The 17634-nt window shown below is 67.0% G+C and carries 12 protein-coding genes and 3 rRNA genes (1 of these 15 only partly in view); 3 read left to right on the forward strand and 12 right to left on the reverse strand.

Annotated elements, in window-relative coordinates; translation table 11 throughout:
• Window positions 1-47 precede the first annotated feature (47 nt).
• Window positions 48-1229, reverse strand: a complete 1182-nt coding sequence (locus UA75_RS29320) for a pyridoxal phosphate-dependent aminotransferase (protein WP_075742984.1) — start codon at window positions 1227-1229, stop codon at window positions 48-50.
• Between the two features lie 95 nt (window positions 1230-1324).
• On the opposite strand from UA75_RS29320, the gene UA75_RS29325 reads away from it, so the two are divergent.
• Window positions 1325-2533: a DUF445 domain-containing protein gene (locus UA75_RS29325; protein WP_083684184.1), complete on the forward strand. Its 1209-nt coding sequence runs from the start codon at window positions 1325-1327 to the stop codon at window positions 2531-2533.
• Window positions 2534-2963: 430 nt separating this feature from the next.
• On the opposite strand, the gene UA75_RS29330 is transcribed toward UA75_RS29325, so the two are convergent.
• From UA75_RS29330 to UA75_RS29340, 3 genes are all read right to left on the reverse strand, one after another.
• Window positions 2964-3476 carry a MarR family winged helix-turn-helix transcriptional regulator gene (locus UA75_RS29330; RefSeq protein ID WP_075742985.1) on the reverse strand — a complete coding sequence of 171 codons (513 nt, stop codon included), beginning with the start codon at window positions 3474-3476 and terminating at the stop codon, window positions 2964-2966.
• A 172-nt stretch (window positions 3477-3648) separates the two neighbouring features.
• A complete protein-coding gene (locus UA75_RS29335) occupies window positions 3649-4242 on the reverse strand; it encodes a hypothetical protein (RefSeq protein WP_075742986.1) in 594 nt (197 codons plus the stop codon).
• Window positions 4239-4682: a hypothetical protein gene (locus UA75_RS29340; RefSeq protein WP_075742987.1), complete on the reverse strand. Its 444-nt coding sequence runs from the start codon at window positions 4680-4682 to the stop codon at window positions 4239-4241. The genes UA75_RS29335 and UA75_RS29340 overlap by 4 nt, the downstream gene beginning before the upstream one ends.
• 1321 nt (window positions 4683-6003) lie before the next feature.
• Here UA75_RS29340 and UA75_RS32295 point away from each other — a divergent pair.
• Window positions 6004-6228, forward strand: a complete 225-nt coding sequence (locus UA75_RS32295; protein ID WP_083683773.1) for a hypothetical protein — start codon at window positions 6004-6006, stop codon at window positions 6226-6228.
• A gap of 147 nt (window positions 6229-6375) precedes the next feature.
• Window positions 6376-7737, forward strand: coding sequence for a cytochrome P450 (locus UA75_RS29350; protein WP_075742988.1), 1362 nt, complete (start codon window positions 6376-6378; stop codon window positions 7735-7737).
• A 59-nt stretch (window positions 7738-7796) separates the two neighbouring features.
• Here UA75_RS29350 and UA75_RS29355 read toward each other — a convergent pair whose 3' ends face one another.
• From UA75_RS29355 to UA75_RS29395, 8 genes are all read right to left on the reverse strand, one after another.
• On the reverse strand, window positions 7797-8678 hold the full coding sequence (locus tag UA75_RS29355) for a diacylglycerol/lipid kinase family protein (RefSeq protein WP_075742989.1): 882 nt from the start codon (window positions 8676-8678) through the stop codon (window positions 7797-7799).
• A 225-nt stretch (window positions 8679-8903) separates the two neighbouring features.
• Window positions 8904-9674: an SDR family NAD(P)-dependent oxidoreductase gene (locus UA75_RS29360; RefSeq protein ID WP_075742990.1), complete on the reverse strand. Its 771-nt coding sequence runs from the start codon at window positions 9672-9674 to the stop codon at window positions 8904-8906.
• 94 nt (window positions 9675-9768) lie between these two features.
• The gene (locus UA75_RS29365; protein ID WP_083683775.1) at window positions 9769-10209 is read right to left on the reverse strand and encodes a hypothetical protein; all 441 of its coding nucleotides are present in this window, start codon (window positions 10207-10209) and stop codon (window positions 9769-9771) included.
• Window positions 10210-10802: 593 nt separating this feature from the next.
• Window positions 10803-11369 (reverse strand): hypothetical protein, encoded by a 567-nt coding sequence (locus UA75_RS29375; protein WP_232237535.1) that lies wholly within the window; start codon window positions 11367-11369, stop codon window positions 10803-10805.
• 184 nt (window positions 11370-11553) lie between these two features.
• Window positions 11554-13047, reverse strand: a complete 1494-nt coding sequence (locus UA75_RS29380) for an SDR family NAD(P)-dependent oxidoreductase (RefSeq protein WP_075742993.1) — start codon at window positions 13045-13047, stop codon at window positions 11554-11556.
• 376 nt (window positions 13048-13423) lie between these two features.
• Window positions 13424-13540, reverse strand: a 5S ribosomal RNA gene (gene rrf, locus UA75_RS29385).
• 170 nt (window positions 13541-13710) lie between these two features.
• A 23S ribosomal RNA gene (locus UA75_RS29390) occupies window positions 13711-16822 on the reverse strand.
• 405 nt (window positions 16823-17227) lie between these two features.
• Window positions 17228-17634, reverse strand: a 16S ribosomal RNA gene (locus UA75_RS29395); it runs 1109 nt beyond the window's last position.
• The 16S, 23S and 5S rRNA genes sit together here, the layout of an rRNA operon.

A 17634-nucleotide genomic window follows, 5' to 3' on the forward strand; every position in this document is an offset into this window, starting at 1 on the left:
GCCCGGCAGGCACCGATGCCCGCCGTCATGCGGGCACGACACCGACCTCAGAGACGCCGCAGCCTCCGCAGCGCCTCATCGAGGATCTCGTTGCGCTTGCAGAACGCGAAACGCACCAGGTGACGAGCCATGTCGGGCTCGTCACAGAACGCCTGCACCGGAATCGCCGCCACCCCGATCTGCTCGGGCAGTGCCCGGCACAGGTCGGCACCGTCGGTGAAACCCAACGGCCGGACGTCGGCACACACGAAGTAGGTGCCCTCGCTGGGCAGCACGCCAAAGCCCGCCGTGGCCAGTCCCTCGCTCAGCCGATCCCGCTTGGCGGCCAGGTCCTTGCGCATCCGCTCCACCCAGTCGAGCTCGTGCCGCAGGGCGTGCGCGACGGCAGGCTGGAAGGGCGCACCCCCGGTGAAGGTGAGGAACTGCTTGGCGGCCTTGACCGCGTGGACCAGCTCGACGGAGCCGCAGACCCAGCCGATCTTCCAGCCGGTGGCACTGAAGGTCTTGCCTGCGCTGGAGATCGCGAGCGTGCGCTCCGACATCCCCGGCAGGGCGGCCAGCGAACGATGTCGATGCCCTTCCCTGGCGTCGTCGAAGATCAGGTGCTCGTACACCTCGTCCGTGATGGCCAGGAGGTCGTGCTCACGACACACCTCGGCGATCCCGGCCAGCTCCGCGCTGCTGAAGACCGTTCCCGTGGGGTTGTGCGGTGAGTTCACCAGGATCGCCCTGGTGGCGGGGCCGACGGCGGCGCGAAGGGCGACCAGGTCCAGCTCGAAGCGCCCGGTGTCGGGGTTCGCCCGCAACGGCACCGCCCGTCGCACCCCGCCCGCCATCGCGATGGCCGCCGCGTAGGAGTCGTAGTACGGCTCGATGACGATGACCTCCTCACCCGGCTCGACCAGCGCCAACAGGGCGGCGGCGATGGCCTCGGTCGCACCCGTGGTGACCAGCACCTGGGTGTCGGGGTCGTACTCGGTGCCGTACTGCGTCAGCCGATGATCCGCGATCGCCTGCCGCAGTTCTGGCCTGCCGAGACCCGGCGGGTACTGGTTCACGCCCTCCGCGATCGCCCGACGGGCCATCTGGAGCATTCCCATCGGCCCGTCCGTGTCGGGGAACCCCTGACCGAGGTTGATGGCGCCGGTTCGCACCGCCGAGGCGGTCATCTCGGCGAAGATCGTCGACGTGAACGGCTGAAGTCGGGAGACGAGAGCAGGTGTGCGCACAAGTTCTGATCCTGTCAGGCGTCCTGGTGAGCGAGAATCGACCCGTGCAGCCACTTACCGCGAGCGAGTTGGACAAGCGCAGCAGCCTGCGCCGGATGAAGGCGGCCGCCACCGGGTTACTGCTGGTCGCATCGGTGATCTACGTGATCGCCCGATGGCAGGAGAACCAGGGCGCCGCCGCCTGGGTCGGCTACGTGCGTGCCGCGGCCGAGGCGGGCATGGTCGGTGCGCTCGCCGACTGGTTCGCGGTGACGGCGTTGTTCCGCCGACCGCTGGGCCTGCCGATCCCGCACACGGCGATCATTCCGACCCGGAAGGACGCTCTCGGCAAGAGCCTCGGCGACTTCGTGGGCTCCAACTTCCTCTCCGAACAGGTGATCAGGGAGAAGCTGAAGCGCGCCGAGGTCGCCAGGCGAGTCGGGACGTGGCTGGCGAAGCCGGAGAACGCCGCCCGGCTCACCTCCGAGCTGGCGGCGGCCACTCGGGGCGCGGTGACCGTGCTGCGAGACGAGGACGTCCAGGCCGTGCTGGAGCAGGCGCTGCTCCGCAAGCTCGTCGACCGCCCGTGGGGCCCGCCGATCGGCAAGGTCCTCGAACAGGTCGTGGAGGAGCGGTCACATCACCGACTGGTGGACATGCTCTGCGACCGCGCGTACGAGTGGGTGGAGCGCAATCGGGAGAGCCTGCGCGGGCTGGTGAGCAAACGGGCGCCGTCCTGGTCGCCGAGATTCGTCGACGACATGGTCGGCGATCGGATCTACAACGAGATCCTCGCCTTCGCCTGGGCGGTCAAGACGGACAAGAACCACGAGGTCCGGCAGATGCTGGACAAGTTCCTCACCGAGTTCGCCTCCGACCTGCAGAACGATCCGGTCGCGATGGACAAGGCGGAGCAGTTCAAGCAGCAGGTCCTCGACCACCCGGCGGTGCAGAACCTCGCGGGCTCAGTCTGGAGCAGGATCAAGCAGCTCATCCTGGACGCCGCCGAGGACCCCTCCAGCGAACTGCGTCTTCGGGTGGAAGGCGGGATCCGCTCGCTCGGCGAGCGGCTGGTCAAGGACGACGCGCTGCGGGCGAAGGCCGACGGGTGGCTGGAGGGCGCCGCCGTCTACGTGGTGACGAACTACCAGGGAGAGATCACCACCTTGATCAGCGACACGGTCGAACGCTGGGACGGCGAGGAGACATCCCGCAAGATCGAACTGCAGGTCGGCAGGGATCTTCAGTTCATCCGGATCAACGGCACGGTCGTCGGCGCGCTCGCTGGCCTGGCGATCCACACGATCTCGCAGCTGCTGCTGTGAGCGGCACATCCCGGTTGGCACGGGAGACTGCCTGCGTTGCTGCCGCGCTCGACGTCGTCCGAGGCGGCGGCCGGGCCGGGCCGGACGGCAGCGGCGACCGGTGAGGTCGGCGGGGCGTCCGGAGCCGCACTGCTCCGGACGGCTCGCGCCACCGGGTCGCCACGCAAGCACGCCTTCGCCGATCCGGCCGGTCGGCCGTCTCGTGCGCGAGCCGCGAACAGCGCCCGATCGCCGGGCGAACGCACCGAACACGCTGTCTCGGCATCCGAAGCCGAGGTCCGTGTTCGTCGTCACGGCCGCCACTCGTCACCGCGTCGGCGATCCGGCCGCGTCCCGCCGGCGCCGCGACCGGCTCCCCGGGCGACCTCGGAGTCTGTCTTTAATCCCCACTTTCCTGTTGCACGGGGCCAGGGGGATCACAGACAGGCTCTCAGACGTCGCAGGTCTCGGGCACCGGGCTGCCGCCTGCTGTCGTCGGCTCAGCGACACCGACGATCTGTCGGTCCGACTCCCGCGAACCCGGCGTCGTGCATCGCATCCGCCGTAGCAGCCCGCCCAGGGTGCCGCGCTCCTGCGCCGTCAGCGGCGCGGCGACACCGTCGGTGACATCACGGACATCGCGGCGCGCGGCGCCCACCCGATCCCTACCGTTGATGGTGAGTCGAACCCGCTCGTCCACGCCGCAGCCCTCGACGAGCACCAGGCCTGCGTCGACGAGGCCACGCAGTGTGTCGCGAAGCCCGACGGGCGACACGCGGCCCTTCAGCGCCACGACGGCCTGGGGCTCCGGGGCGGCGAACAACGCGGCGAGCAGGTGATACTCCGGAGTCGTCAGGCGGTAGCGGGTGGCGAGGAGCTGATCGAGGGCTTCGGTCGCCGTGAGATAGAGCGCGCTCAGCGCCTCCCACAGGGGTGCGTCGACGTCGTGATCGTCGACCGTCATCGTTCGGGCCCTTCCCGTCGGCTGGAGAGTCCGTGCCCGGTGCCTGCTGCCTCGCCGGCGAAGCGCGGACGAGGCGGCTCGGGTTCCGGCCGGACATGCGGTCGAACTCCACGACTGTGAAGAGGGTCTGGTGCGCACGCGATCCGGCGCCGCACGGCGCCGACTCAGCGCATCAGTCGTCGCAGAGCCTGCCAGGAACGAGCAGGCTCGGGCGAGCAGGGGCGGCGTCGAATTCGCGGTCCTCCGCGCGGTGGCATTCGAGCAGGGCGTCGGACCCCGACGACGTCAACAGGCAGCAGGTGCACGGCACGCCGTCACCGGGATCGACGATCTCGACCATCGTCCGAGGGAGCGCCGCACCGCAGGACGCGGTGAGGGTCGGCCCGGCCAGCGGCAGTCGGCAGAGATGCACCGGCTCACCCGGTGAGAGCCGCACCGCCATCAACGGAGGCGCCGTCCCGGCGCTTCGGTGCGATTCACCGGCGGCCGAGGAGTCCGCAGGCGTCCGATCGAGGTCCTCGGCCTGCGTGTCGAGCAGTGTCGCGGTGAGGACGTCCTGGCAGAACGGACAGTCGGCGGTGTACGCGGCGGGCACGCCGGGCAGCACCTCGGCGGGCGGCGGGCCGACCGTCAGCCGGACTCCGCACAAGGCGGTCAGCGCCGCACCGTCCTCGGGCGGACCGTCGTCGACCAGTGCGAGATGCCGGTCGAGGATGATCCCGGCCTCGGGGAGCGTGTCCTGTTCGATGAGCATCGGGCCGGTCATCGGGGATGCACCGCCCGAGGGACGTCCACCGCCCGCCCACTCGGTGCGGGCGAGCCGCCCCGAACCGGAGACGCGAGCAGCGAAGCATGGTCGGCAGCGTGTCGGGCCGTTGCGGGGGATGCGCTCTTCGACAGCCGAGCCGACCCGCCGTCACACCGCCGGAGGATCGCCGCCACGCCGAAGACGTCCTCCCCCTGGTCGACCGACACCCCCGCAGGCACCCCGGCAGGCACCTCAACGGGCGGCTCGGCAGGACCTCGGGAACGCATGCGCAGCCTAGACACCGGGGCCTGCGGCGACACCGGGGCCTGCGGCACGGCGGGCCTGCCCGGCCGAACAGTCTTCTCGATTCCGACGATGCTGAACCAGATCAGCAACGAACCGCCGATCAGCAGCCCGCAGCCACCGAGCACCGTCGCGGTCACCTCGTCGATCACCATGGTGCCTCCTGATCAGGAAAGGCCGCTTCTCACCTACGTGATCGTCGCCGTCGAAACGATCCTCAATGCCCTGATCGGGTACAGAGATCATCTGCCGAGAGGCTGCCGACCAGCACCGCCGCTGGTCGGAGCCCCGAAGACCCTCAGCGGACGTACCCGGCCGGGAGGGTGACCTCGATGCTCTCGGCGCACCCCCACGCCGACCGCGCGAGGGCAGGGGACGCCCGGGAACGGGAGCCGAGGAGAGCAGGCACGCACATCGGGACCCGGCCGCGCCGCGTGGCACTCGCGCGCCGGGAGGGACCCGCCACGGCGAAGACCCCGACCGGCGGAGTCGCCTCCGCAGGCCGGGGTCCGTGTCGCACGAGGCATCGGCTCGTGACGGGACGTCGAACGATTCGGAAGCGTGTCTTATTGTCAGTTAACAGAGTGCACTCCGAACGCCACATCCCGACATCTGGAACCGTTCACCGCGCTGATGACAAGCCAGGAGGGTCTCGCTAGCGTCGAACTCGGCCTACCGACCGGCTACGGGGAGAACAGATGCTCGGCGCCGCATGAAGTGACCGAGAGCCACGCCTCAACGCCGGATCGGACGTACCGCCACTGGCGGAACTCCTGGTGACCGGCCCGTTCTCCGATGCGCTGCGCGCCGCGATCGCGGCAAGCGGATTGAGCCTCGACCGAGTGTGTCATCGGCTGCGGCAGCACAGGCACCCCGTGAGCGCCGCCACCCTCAGTTATTGGCAGTCGGGCCGCAGCAGACCAGAACGTCGCGAATCCCTGGTCGCACTGAGCCATTTGGAGGGAATACTCCGACTACCGCCGCAGGCCCTGCACACGCTGCTCGGACCACCTCGACCTCGGGGTCGAAGAATTCAGCGAAAAGAACCGAGCACCGTCTCGTTGTGGCAGGACGACCGCCGAGTCGTCGAGCTGCTGGGCGGCGTCGACGTGGAATCAGACATGCTGCTGGATCGGATCAGCCAACATGATCATTACGTGTTCGGGCACACGGGGAATTCGTCGGCGTGCGGGTCAGACAGGTGTTACGGGCCCGCCAGGACGGCCCCGATCGGGCCGTGGCCGTGTTCGACGGCGAGAGCACCGGAACGACCGCCCCGACTCTGCGTCCGCTGCAGAGCTGTCGTCTCGGCAGGGTCGTGACCTCTGATCACACCGATCTCGTCGTGGCGGAACTCGTCCTGCCGCACCCGTTGGCACGTGGGGAGACGGCCGTACTCGAGTACCAGCTCGTCGGCGGCGGCCGCTCGGCCGCCGAGGCCGCCGCCATGGAGTGCTCGCGGCGATTCCGACACCGGTGCGGGAGTACCTGCTGGAGATCGCCTTCCACCCGGCACGGCTGCCGACGAGGGTTCATCGCGTCGGCACCGCGCTCGAACCAGGGGATGCAGGCCGCCGAAGACCACCGGCGGTGAACTCGATGCACACGGTGCACACCGTCGAACTCGACGTCGGGCCCGGCACCGTCGGCATCGGCTGGTCCTGGCCGAGGCTGCTGACCGTGCCGCACACCGCCGAATGATCCGGGCAGCCGCTGCGCCGCCCGCTCGACCCGCAGCCTTCGGTCCGCTCGTCCATCGTCCGAATCAGTGTTCCGGTCTCTAGATCATTGCGCATGGCACGGCACCAGAGAACCCTCGACTCGACACAGTCGCGCACGGGAGGACTCATGACCGTCGACCACATTCCGAGCGCGAGCGGGCTGCCGCTGATCGGCTCGATGCTCGATCTCCAACGCGGCGCGTTGCAGGCCTACGAGCGGGCCCGCGCCGAGCACGGCGACGTGGTCCGCTTCATCGCCGGACCGCCAGGCCTGCGGGCCACGTTCTACGCCGTCTTCTCCCCGCAGGGGGCGAAAGAGGTGCTCGCGACCAAGGCAGCCGACTTCGGCAAGGACAACCAGTTCTACGAGGAGGTGCGACAGATCCTCGGCAACGGACTGCTGACCAGCCAGCACGACGACTACCAGCGACAACGTCGTCTCATCCAGCCGCTGTTCACCCCGCGCAGGGTCGACCTCTATGCGGACGCCATCCGTGAGGAGACCCGGCGGATGACGGACGGCTGGAGCGCCGCGCCGGACGGGACGATCGATGCATTAGAGGAGACGGGCAGCTTCACCCTGCGCACCGTGGCCCGGGTGCTGTTCGGCGCCGACGCCGACGACATGATCCCCGCCGTGCGCCGAGGCTTCCCGATCCTGTCGGCACACACCCGGCGACGCGGCTTCGCCCCGGTCAACGTCCCCAGGACCTGGCCGACGCCCGGGAACATCAAGGCGAACGCGGCACAGGCCGAGCTGTACGAGGTGTGCGATCGGATCATCGCGAGCCGAGGCAGGCAGGACGACGTCGCCGACGGCACCGGAACCGACCTTCTCGCCCTGCTCAGCGAGGCGGTGGGCGAGGACGGCGACCGCCTCGACGCCGTGGAGATCCGCGAACAGGTCCTCATCTTCCTGCTCGCCGGCCACGAGACGACGGCCACCGCCCTCGCCTTCGCCCTGCATCTGCTGGCCCGCCATCCCGCAGAGCAGGCGGAGGCCAGGGCGGAGGTCGACCGGGTTCTCGGCGGCGCAGACCCCGAGGCCGCCGACGTCGATCGACTGCCCTACCTGACGATGGTCTTGAAGGAGGCGATGCGGCTGTACCCGCCCGCACCCGCCCTCGGCCGCCGCAACAAGGTCGACATCGAGGTGGACGGACGCCGTATCCCCGCCGGGTCCGACGTGATCCTGGTCCCATGGGCTATCCACCGGCATCCCGACCACTGGGAGGACCCCGAGCGCTTCGATCCGACGCGGTTCACCGAGGAGCGCGAGTCCGCCCGACACCGGTACGCCTGGATGCCGTTCGGCGGCGGCCCCAGGGCGTGCATCGGGAGGCGGTTCTCCATGCTGGAGTCGGTGTTGACGCTCGCGATGATCCTGCGCGATCACGAGATCGAGGCCGTCGACGTCGACGTCCCGGTGGAACAGGGCGTCACCATCGGCGTGCGCGGGCCGATGCGTTGCCGAGTCACCCCCCGCTGAGCGGGACGGCGTCAGACTTCGGCGTTCGCCGCCTACAGCCGCGCAGGTGGCGAACGCCGTCAGACCAGGGTGGTCAGGGCGCCGGGGAGCACCTCGACCCGCACGGTGGCGCCCTCGGGGACCCGGATGACCTCGCCGTCGATCTGCATCGGCGTCGGCGCCGCCGTGGTGAACTCGTACTCCCGGACGCCCGGCTGCGGCCCGAGGCCGCGCACGGCCGCCCGCAACGCGGTGCCCAACACCCGCCACTTCGCGGTGTGCGGGATGGCGACGACCTCGAAGAGCCCGTCGTCGGGGCGGCCGTGCTCGCTGAGGGTGGCGTACTTGGCCATCTCGGGGATGTTGGCGAAGACGAGGCTGTCGAAACGATGTCGGGTGCCGTCCGGCCGGACGATGGTGAACGGCCGGAACCGGGTGAAGGTCCGCACCGCCGTCACGATCTCACGGAAGGACCCCTTGCCGCCCTTCTCCAGGTCCACTGCGACGATCGGAGTCAGGCCGAGCCCGATATAGGAGTGGGCGTGCTGGACGTGGGCGCCCGCACGGTCGGCCACCGTCAGCCGCAGCAGGTCGATCCGCCGGACTTCATCTGCGACGATCGACTCGATCAGCGGACGATCTCGCAGGACGCGATGGTGGTCATTGGCATTGCCTGCGGCGAGGACCGCACAGACGGCGTGCGTCCTCTCGGCCCGCATTACCCCGTCGACGACCTCGTTGTACCCGCCGTCGCCGCTGACCGAGACGATCAACGGCCTGCCTTCGCCTGCGGCCTCCGCCGCCAGGTCGCGGGCATGGCCAGCATGCCGGGTGGGCCGCAGGGTGACGGGCAGCGCGGGCAGACGCTCGGCCAGGTCGGCGCGCAGTCCCTCCGCCAGTTCAGGCGCGGAGCCGGTGCTGTTCGGGTTGTAGATGAGGACGGCACGATCGATGCGGCGCACGAACCGACAGTAGAGTGCCGGAGCCGCTGGACACAGCCTTGATTCACCTGATCTCCGACGGCCGGAGCGCTGCGGGACGACCAGCTTCGACCGGCGCGACGTGCTCCGTCGTCCAGGTCTGTCCGGGGCGGCCTCCCCGTGCCTCGCTAGACCGATGTGAGCCGGTCGCCCGACTCGCTCGACGTGTCCACCGCCTCGATCGCACAGTGAGCGTCGACCACACGCTCACGAGGGCAGTTCGACCCCGGTCAATGCTGCGCAGGCAGCCAGCAGGGCGTCTTGGACGGCCGGGTCGGCCGCCGCGTGGTGCGGCGTCCGCGCTCGACGTCCAGACAGGTACCGGCCGCTGACCACGGCAGCCTGCTCGTCTGAGGAGGCCAGCCACACCGGGGTGTCGGCGCCGTCGGCCACCGAGTCGGGAGCGGCCGACCCGCCCATCCTGCTGCGGACCCAGCCGGGGTCGACCGCATTGCTGATCACCTCGGGCCACCGCCGGGCGACGGCGAAGGCCAGCAGGACGTCGTGCAGCTTCGAATCGCAGTAGGCCTGCAGGCCCGACCAGGGCCGCCGCCGAAACTGGAGGTCCTCCAGCGCGATCTCTCCCGAGGCCTGTCCGCCCGAGGACAGGTAGACGAGGCGCCTCGGCCGGGGCAGCAGGGCTGTCAACAGATAGGGAGCGAGCACGTTGATCTGGAACACGCGCTCGAGCCCGTCGCGGGTCTCGGCACGCTCGGGGAAGGTGTAGACACCCGCGTTGTGGATCACCACGTCGAACGGACCGGCCTCGGTCGCAGCCGCCGCCAACGCCCTCGTCTCCGCCAAGGAGGCAAGGTCGCCCACCAGCACGCCGACGGCCGAGGGGACCGCCTCGCGGGCCTGCTCCGCCCGATGCGCAGAGCGAGCGTGCAGCGTCACGCGATGTCCCGCTCGGGCGAGCGTCGCTGCGGTCTCCCTGCCGATCCCGTCCGAGGAACCGGTCACGAACACACTGGCCATGTCGATCTCCTCCGCCTTCGATGATCCGTGTCCGCCTCGATCATGCTCGGCTGGCCGGTGGCCCGGACACGCGGCGTCCGAGATCAGGACGACGTCAGCCGCCGTCGAGGCGCACGAAGTCCCTGGCGGTCTCCGACCAGCGGTGATATCGAGTCCAGCAGCGCCCGGTGTCCAGGTCGAGCACCCGCAGGGCGATGTCGCCGTGCCAGACCAGGAGATCGACCGGCTGCCACGTCCAGACGTCCGGGAGGAAGACGGTGCCCAAGGGCAGCACCACGCCCCGCGCGTCGACGGTCACGGCGACGACGACCGTGAGGGCCGTCGCGTCGGGCTGCCCACATCGCAGCATCAGCAGGGCGTCCTCGTGCCCGTCCCCGGTGAGATCGGCGTAGACGATCTCCCTGTCGAGGCCGGGACCGGTTTCGAATCGGTAGCAGCCGTCCTCGCTCTCCGCGATGCCGTCGACGAAGCGGACCGGCCGGGCCGGACATCGACCGGTCCCCGGCATGACGAACCGAGCGTTGCGCCAGTCCACCGCACGAACAGCACGTCGAGCTGTTGCTCCCGACCGCCCAACGGCGGCAGGCGACGCGCCCATTGCCAATCCGAGAATGCACGCCGCAGTCCCGAACATGCGCAGTGGATTCGATTCCGGTCCGCTCACGCGACTCACCTCCACCCGGTCGGCCCCGCTCCGGCTGCCCAGCAGTTCTCCCGACCGGGTCGTCCGATCGAAGCGTGCCCCGACACGATGGTGAGCGCATCGAGTATCACCAGATGGACGGGTGAGGGCGGGCGGGAGATCGGGTGACGGCTGCCCCGTCGGTAATCCGTTGCGGTCGGCCTGTCGACGGGACCGAGCGCAGGCCCATCGCGTTCACGGCGGCAAGGATCAGGTACGACAGCCGCCGCCACGCCACGCGGCGCCGGGAACAGGGCTGCGGCATGTCGATCAGGGTCAGGTCCCACGCCGTTCGCACCGCCAGGGCGCACCCCGCGCGCCAGGTCGGCTCTGCTCGCATCAGCTCCGACGGCACCCGAGTCGAGTTCGACCAGCTCCCGGCCCGACGGCCTCATCCACCCCGGTACCGAGGCAGTCGGCCCTCGCCGCCGACCGATGTCTGCGGGTCAGATCCGCACGAAGCCCTCTCGCGGGGAGAAGCGGTAGTACTCGTTCGTGAACTGACCGGTCCCGAAGTCCTCGAAGCGCACCGCGACGTCCCCGTGCCAGATCGCGACATCGACGGGCACGATCTCCCAGGAGTCCTTGTTGCCGACGGTTCCCAATCCGGAGATCACCCCGTCCTCGCTGACATCGACGCCCACGACTGCGGTCGAGTACTCCGAATTGCGCGGGCCGCACTGCAAGATCAGCAGCGCCGACTCCCGACCGCTCCCGATGACGTCGCCGTAGACGATCTCCGCACCTGGGGCGAACCGGTACACCCGGTCCTCGGTCTCCCCGGCGCCGTCGGTGAAGGTGACGGTCGCGGGCGGGCAGCCGCCCACCTCCGACACCGTGAAGGTGGCGTTGTACCAGTCGACGTCCCGGACGTCCTGTGCCGTGGTGGCCGCCGCCGACGTGTTCGAAGCACCCTCCGCCGCGACAGCGACGGGCCCCAACGCCACCAGTCCCGATACGAGCATCAACCCCATCGACGCCGCAACGGCCCGGCTTCTGAATCGATTCCCCATCCGTAGCTCCCCTGATCCCCGGCAGCCCCTGGGCCAGAGACCCGAAAGCTGCTCCCTACGCCTCTGCCATGAGAGACGCACGTCACCAAGACCAGGTTGCCCCTTCGCGGACGTCCTCGCCCGTGGGAGCGGCAGCGAAGGCGTCGAACGGGCCCGTCAACCTCGTCGTCCGAGGCACAGGCCGTCACCAGGGAGAGGGCGCGTAGTCCTTCAGGAAGCAGCCCCGGAGGTCCTCGCCCGCCTCGCCACGCACGATGGGGTCGTACACCCTCGCCGCACCGTCCACGAGGTCGAGCGGCGCGTGGAAGCCCTCGTCCGCCAGTCGCATCTTGAGAGTGTGCGGACGCTCATCGGTGATCCAGCCGGTGTCGACACTGGTCATCAGGATGCCGTCCGTCAACATCTCCTCGGCGCTGGTCCTGGTCAGCATGTTCAGCGCAGCCTTGGCCATGTTGGTGTGCGGATGGCCCGGCCCCTTGTAGGCGCGGCTGAACTGACCCTCCATCGCCGATACGTTGACGACGTACTTTCGCCGGGCAGCCGACGCGGCCATCGCGGGACGCAGCCTGCTGACCAGGATGAAGGGGGCTGTCATGTTGCAGAGCTGCACTTCCAGCAGCTCCGTCGGCTCGACCTCCTGCACGTGCTGGGTCCAACTGTTGTGCTCCGCCAGGTCCGGCACGAGACCCCCCGCATCGACGACGGCACCCGAAGCCAGCCGGACGGGCGCCGACGGATCGGCGGTCAAGGCCAGCGCCGTCACCACCTCCGGGGTCAGCGACTCGCTCCCGCTCGACTCGCTGATCGCGCCGACCAGGGCCGCCGGGTGCACCGCGGCCGAATGCCCGAAGGTGATGGTCTCCGGCAGCGGTCCGGCAGGCAACGGTGCCGACTCGGCGGCGGCCAGGGGCGCGTAGGACCCCGGCGAACGCCGAACCGTCTGCGCGGCATTGTTGATCAGGATGTCCAGCGGCCCCTGCTCGCGCACCGAATCGGCCAGCGCAATCACCTGGGCGGGGTCGCGCAGGTCGACACCGACGACGCGCAGCCGATGCAGCCAGTCCGCACTGTCGGGCATCGAGGTGAACCGACGGATCGCGTCCGAAGGGAACCGGGTGGTGATGGTCGTGTGCGCGCCGTCGCGTAGCAGCCGCAACGCGATGTACATGCCGATCTTCGCCCGGCCGCCGGTGAGCAGCGCCCGCCTGCCGCTCAAGTCCGTGCGCGCGTCGCGCCTGCTCCGATTCAGCTCGGCACAGGACGGGCAGAGCTGGTGGTAGAAGGCGTCCACCTCGCGATACCGGTTCTTGCACGTGTAGCACGACCTGGCGCGCTGGTAGGTGCCTGCGGTGGCGCCCTGCACGGACGACACCAGCGGAAGCCCCCGCGTCTCGTCGTCGATGCGTCCAGGGGCGCCGGTCGCGGTCGCGGCGATCACCGCGTCGTCGGCCACGCGCTGGGCGTCCCGCTTGGCATTGCGCCGTTGTTTGCGGACAGTCTTGTAGATGCCTGCGGTGGCACGTCGTACCGCCACGGCGTCCGGATGCTCGGTCGGCAGCTCCTGGACCTCGGCGAGCACCGCGAGACAGGCGGCTAGGCGCTCCGGATCGATACCCGACGCCGCCGCAGCCGAGGCCCCCGCCTGCTGCTCGATCTCCTCGATCCCGCTCACCGTCATGTCACTCACCGCTCTCGATCCCGCGTCCGACACACCGCCGGAACCGTACGCGGATGCCCCCTGCACGAATCCGCACGGCGACGCCACGAAGAACGGCGCAAGCAGGCAGCCCGCTTCCAGAACATCCCGGCTGGTCAACCCAGCACCATCAGCGCCCGCATTCGCGACGACAGCCGGGCCGCCCTGTTCTCAACGTGCCCCGACTTGCTTCGCACCCGGCAAGACCACACGGTAGCTGGGGGTGTCGAGGTGGTGTCGACCCCGGGCAGGCCGTGCCATGGGTTTCGGGCACAAAAAATGGGTGGAGGGAAAACCGGGAGCACCACACACAAGGGTGCTACAACCAGTCTCCCCTCCACCCATCGGTTGAGGTAAAGGTCGGCGGCGTCCTACTCTCCCACACCCCCACGGGTGCAGTACCATCGGCGCTGGAGGGCTTAGCTTCCGGGTTCGGAATGGGACCGGGCGTTTCCCCACCGCTATGACCACCGACACACCAGCGAACGAACAACCCCCACCCCCGGACACCCCACCCTCCACGGTGACCGGTGTGCCGTGCCCTGACCGTAGTCGGGACTGGCACACCCCCCACCTGGAGAGTTTCGGTGTCTGAAGGGGAACAGTTGTTCCTTCAGAACCACACAGTGGACGCGTAGCATCTTCGTGAGCAAGTCCTCGGCCTATTAGTACCCGTCAACTCCACCTGTTACCAGGCTTCCATCTCGGGCCTATCAACCCAGTGGTCTGCTGGGGGCCTTAACCCACAAAGGGGTGGGACACCTCATCTAGGAACAGGCTTCCCGCTTAGATGCTTTCAGCGGTTATCCCTCCCGAACGTAGCCAACCAGCCATGCACCTGGCGGTACAACTGGCACACCAGAGGTTCGTCCATCCCGGTCCTCTCGTACTAGGGACAGCCTTCCGCAAGTATCCTACGCGCGCGGCGGATAGGGACCGAACTGTCTCACGACGTTCTAAACCCAGCTCGCGTGCCGCTTTAATGGGCGAACAGCCCAACCCTTGGGACCTACTCCAGCCCCAGGATGCGACGAGCCGACATCGAGGTGCCAAACCATGCCGTCGATATGGACTCTTGGGCAAGATCAGCCTGTTATCCCCGGGGTACCTTTTATCCGTTGAGCGACACCGCTTCCACCAGCCAGTGCCGGATCACTAGTCCCGACTTTCGTCCCTGCTCGACCCGTCAGTCTCACAGTCAAGCTCCCTTGTGCACTTACACTCAACACCTGATTGCCAACCAGGCTGAGGGAACCTTTGGGCGCCTCCGTTACCCTTTGGGAGGCAACCGCCCCAGTTAAACTACCCACCAGGCACTGTCCCTGAACCCGATCAGGGTCCGAGGTTAGACATCCAGTACGACCAGAGTGGTATTTCAACGACGACTCCGCAGCCACTGGCGTGACCACATCACAGTCTCCCACCTATCCTACACAAGCCGAACCGAACACCAATACCAAGCTATAGTAAAGGTCCCGGGGTCTTTCCGTCCTGCCGCGCGTAACGAGCATCTTTACTCGTAGTGCAATTTCGCCGGGCCTGTGGTTGAGACAGCGGAGAAGTCGTTACGCCATTCGTGCAGGTCGGAACTTACCCGACAAGGAATTTCGCTACCTTAGGATGGTTATAGTTACCACCGCCGTTTACTGGCGCTTAAGTTCTCACCTTCGCCCCGAAGAGCTAAGCGGTCCCCTTAACGTTCCAGCACCGGGCAGGCGTCAGTCCGTATACATCGTCTTACGACTTCGCACGGACCTGTGTTTTTAATAAACAGTCGCTTCTCCCTGGTCTCTGCGGCCACACAACGCTAGCCCGCGAAGGGCTTCACGCCACACGGCCCCCCTTCTCCCGAAGTTACGGGGGCATTTTGCCGAGTTCCTTAACCACAGTTCACCCGATCGCCTCGGTATACTCTACCTGACCACCTGTGTCGGTTTGGGGTACGGGCCGCGAAGATACTCGCTAGAGGCTTTTCTCGGCAGCATGGGATCACTCTACTTCGCCTCATTCGGCTACGCATCACGTCTCACCCTATAAGCCCCGACGGATTTACCTATCAGAGCAGGCTACACGCTTACACCAGTACTACCACTCACTGGCGGAGCTACCCTCCTGCGTCACCCCATCACTTGACTACTACCAGCTCAGATCCCGCGCAGACCACCACCACCCCCGAAAGGGCAACAATAATCCGGGCGGTTAGTATCACCAGCCTCGCCATGGGCGCATCTACACGGGTACGGGAATATCAACCCGTTGTCCATCGACTACGCCTGTCGGCCTCGCCTTAGGTCCCGACTTACCCTGGGCGGAATAACCTGGCCCAGGAACCCTTGGTCATACGGCGGCAGAGTTTCTCACTCTGCTTTCGCTACTCATGCCTGCATTCTCACTCGCACACCGTCCACGACTCGTTTCCACGGCCGCTTCACCCGATGCACGACGCTCCCCTACCCATCCACACACCTAGACCCACCCCGAAAGGCAGGCCGGGCACACATGTGAATGACACAGCTTCGGCGGTGCGCTTGAGCCCCGCTACATTATCGGCGCAGGACCACTTGACCAGTGAGCTATTACGCACTCTTTAAAGGATGGCTGCTTCTAAGCCAACCTCCTGGTTGTCTGGGCGACCCCACATCCTTTCCCACTTAGCGCACACTTGGGGGCCTTAGCTGGTGTTCTGGGCTGTTTCCCTCTCGACTACGAAGCTTATCCCCCGCAGTCTCACTGCCACGCTCTCACTCACCCGCATTCGGAGTTTGGCTGACGTCAGTAACCTTGTAGGGCCCATTAGCCATCCAGTGCTCTACCTCGAATGAGAAACACGTGACGCTGCACCTAAATGCATTTCGGGGAGAACCAGCTATCACGGAGTTTGACTGGCCTTTCACCCCTACCCACAGCTCATCCCCCAGGTTTTCAACCCTGGTGGGTTCGGGCCTCCACACGGTCTTACCCGCGCTTCACCCTGGCCATGGGTAGATCACTCCGCTTCGGGTCTAGGACATGCGACTCAGAACGCCCTATTCGGACTCGCTTTCGCTACGGCTACCCCACCCGGGTTAACCTCGCCACACATCACTAACTCGCAGGCTCATTCTTCAAAAGGCACGCCATCACCCCAAAAGGCTCTGACGGCTTGTAGGCATACGGGTTCAGGTACTATTTCACTCCCCTCCCGGGGTACTTTTCACCTTTCCCTCACGGTACTAGTCCGCTATCGGTCATCAGGAAGTATTTAGGCTTAGCGGGTGGTCCCGCCAGATTCACAGCAAATTTCACGAGCTCGCTGCTACTTGGGAACACGACCAGGAGACGTCAGGTTTTCGCGTACGGGAGTATCACCCTCTACGCCGGTGCTTTCCAGACACCTTCCGCTAACCACAACGTTTTCTCACTCCTTGCCAGCATGGCAGCACTGACCAGTCGGTCCCACGACCCCGCATACGCAACCCCTGCCAGGTATCACACGTACACGGTTTAGCCTCTTCCGCTTTCGCTCGCCACTACTCACGGAATCACGGTTGTTTTCTCTTCCTACGGGTACTGAGATGTTTCACTTCCCCGCGTTCCCTCCACACACCCTATATATTCAGATGCGGGTGACACCCCATGACGGATGCCGGGTTTCCCCATTCGGACACCCTCGGATCATAGCTCGGTTGACAGCTCCCCGAGGATTATCGCAGTCTCCTACGTCCTTCATCGGCTCCTGATGCCTAGGCATCCACCGTATGCCCTTACTAACTTGCCACAAAGATGCTCGCGTCCACTGTGTAGTTCTCAAAGAACAACCAGACCACCCGCCACCCGCCACCACACACCCCCAGGAACTCACATCCCCGACAGCAGTTTGATCGCGACGAACAGTCCATCCGTTCACACATCCAAGACAACACACCACACGGCGTGTTCCCTCAGGACCCAACAGCGTGCCGACCCGGAACCCTCACCCCGCCACCCGAACTTTCCACGCCCACCACCGAAGCAGCAGACAGTACTCACCCGAACAACCAGACGACCATCCCGAGATAACCAACAGTCCACATCCACTGAGCAGGCCGCCACCACCACGAACGGGCAGTCCGACGACCCAACCCCACCCACCACCCACAAACTCGACGTTCATGGACCGGTCGGCGAGAGTCATGCTCCTTAGAAAGGAGGTGATCCAGCCGCACCTTCCGGTACGGCTACCTTGTTACGACTTCGTCCCAATCGCCAGTCCCACCTTCGACCACTCCCCCCCTCACGGGTTGGGCCATGGGCTTCGGGTGTTACCGACTTTCGTGACGTGACGGGCGGTGTGTACAAGGCCCGGGAACGTATTCACCGCAGCGTTGCTGATCTGCGATTACTAGCGACTCCGACTTCACGGGGTCGAGTTGCAGACCCCGATCCGAACTGAGACCGGCTTTCTGGGATTCGCTCCACCTCACGGCTTAGCAGCCCTTTGTACCGGCCATTGTAGCATGTGTGAAGCCCTGGACATAAGGGGCATGATGACTTGACGTCGTCCCCACCTTCCTCCGAGTTGACCCCGGCAGTCTCCCATGAGTCCCCACC

Origin of the sequence: Actinoalloteichus sp. GBA129-24, assembly GCF_001941645.1 — a bacterium.
In the GTDB taxonomy this organism is placed as follows: Bacteria; Actinomycetota; Actinomycetes; order Mycobacteriales; family Pseudonocardiaceae; genus Actinoalloteichus_A; species Actinoalloteichus_A fjordicus.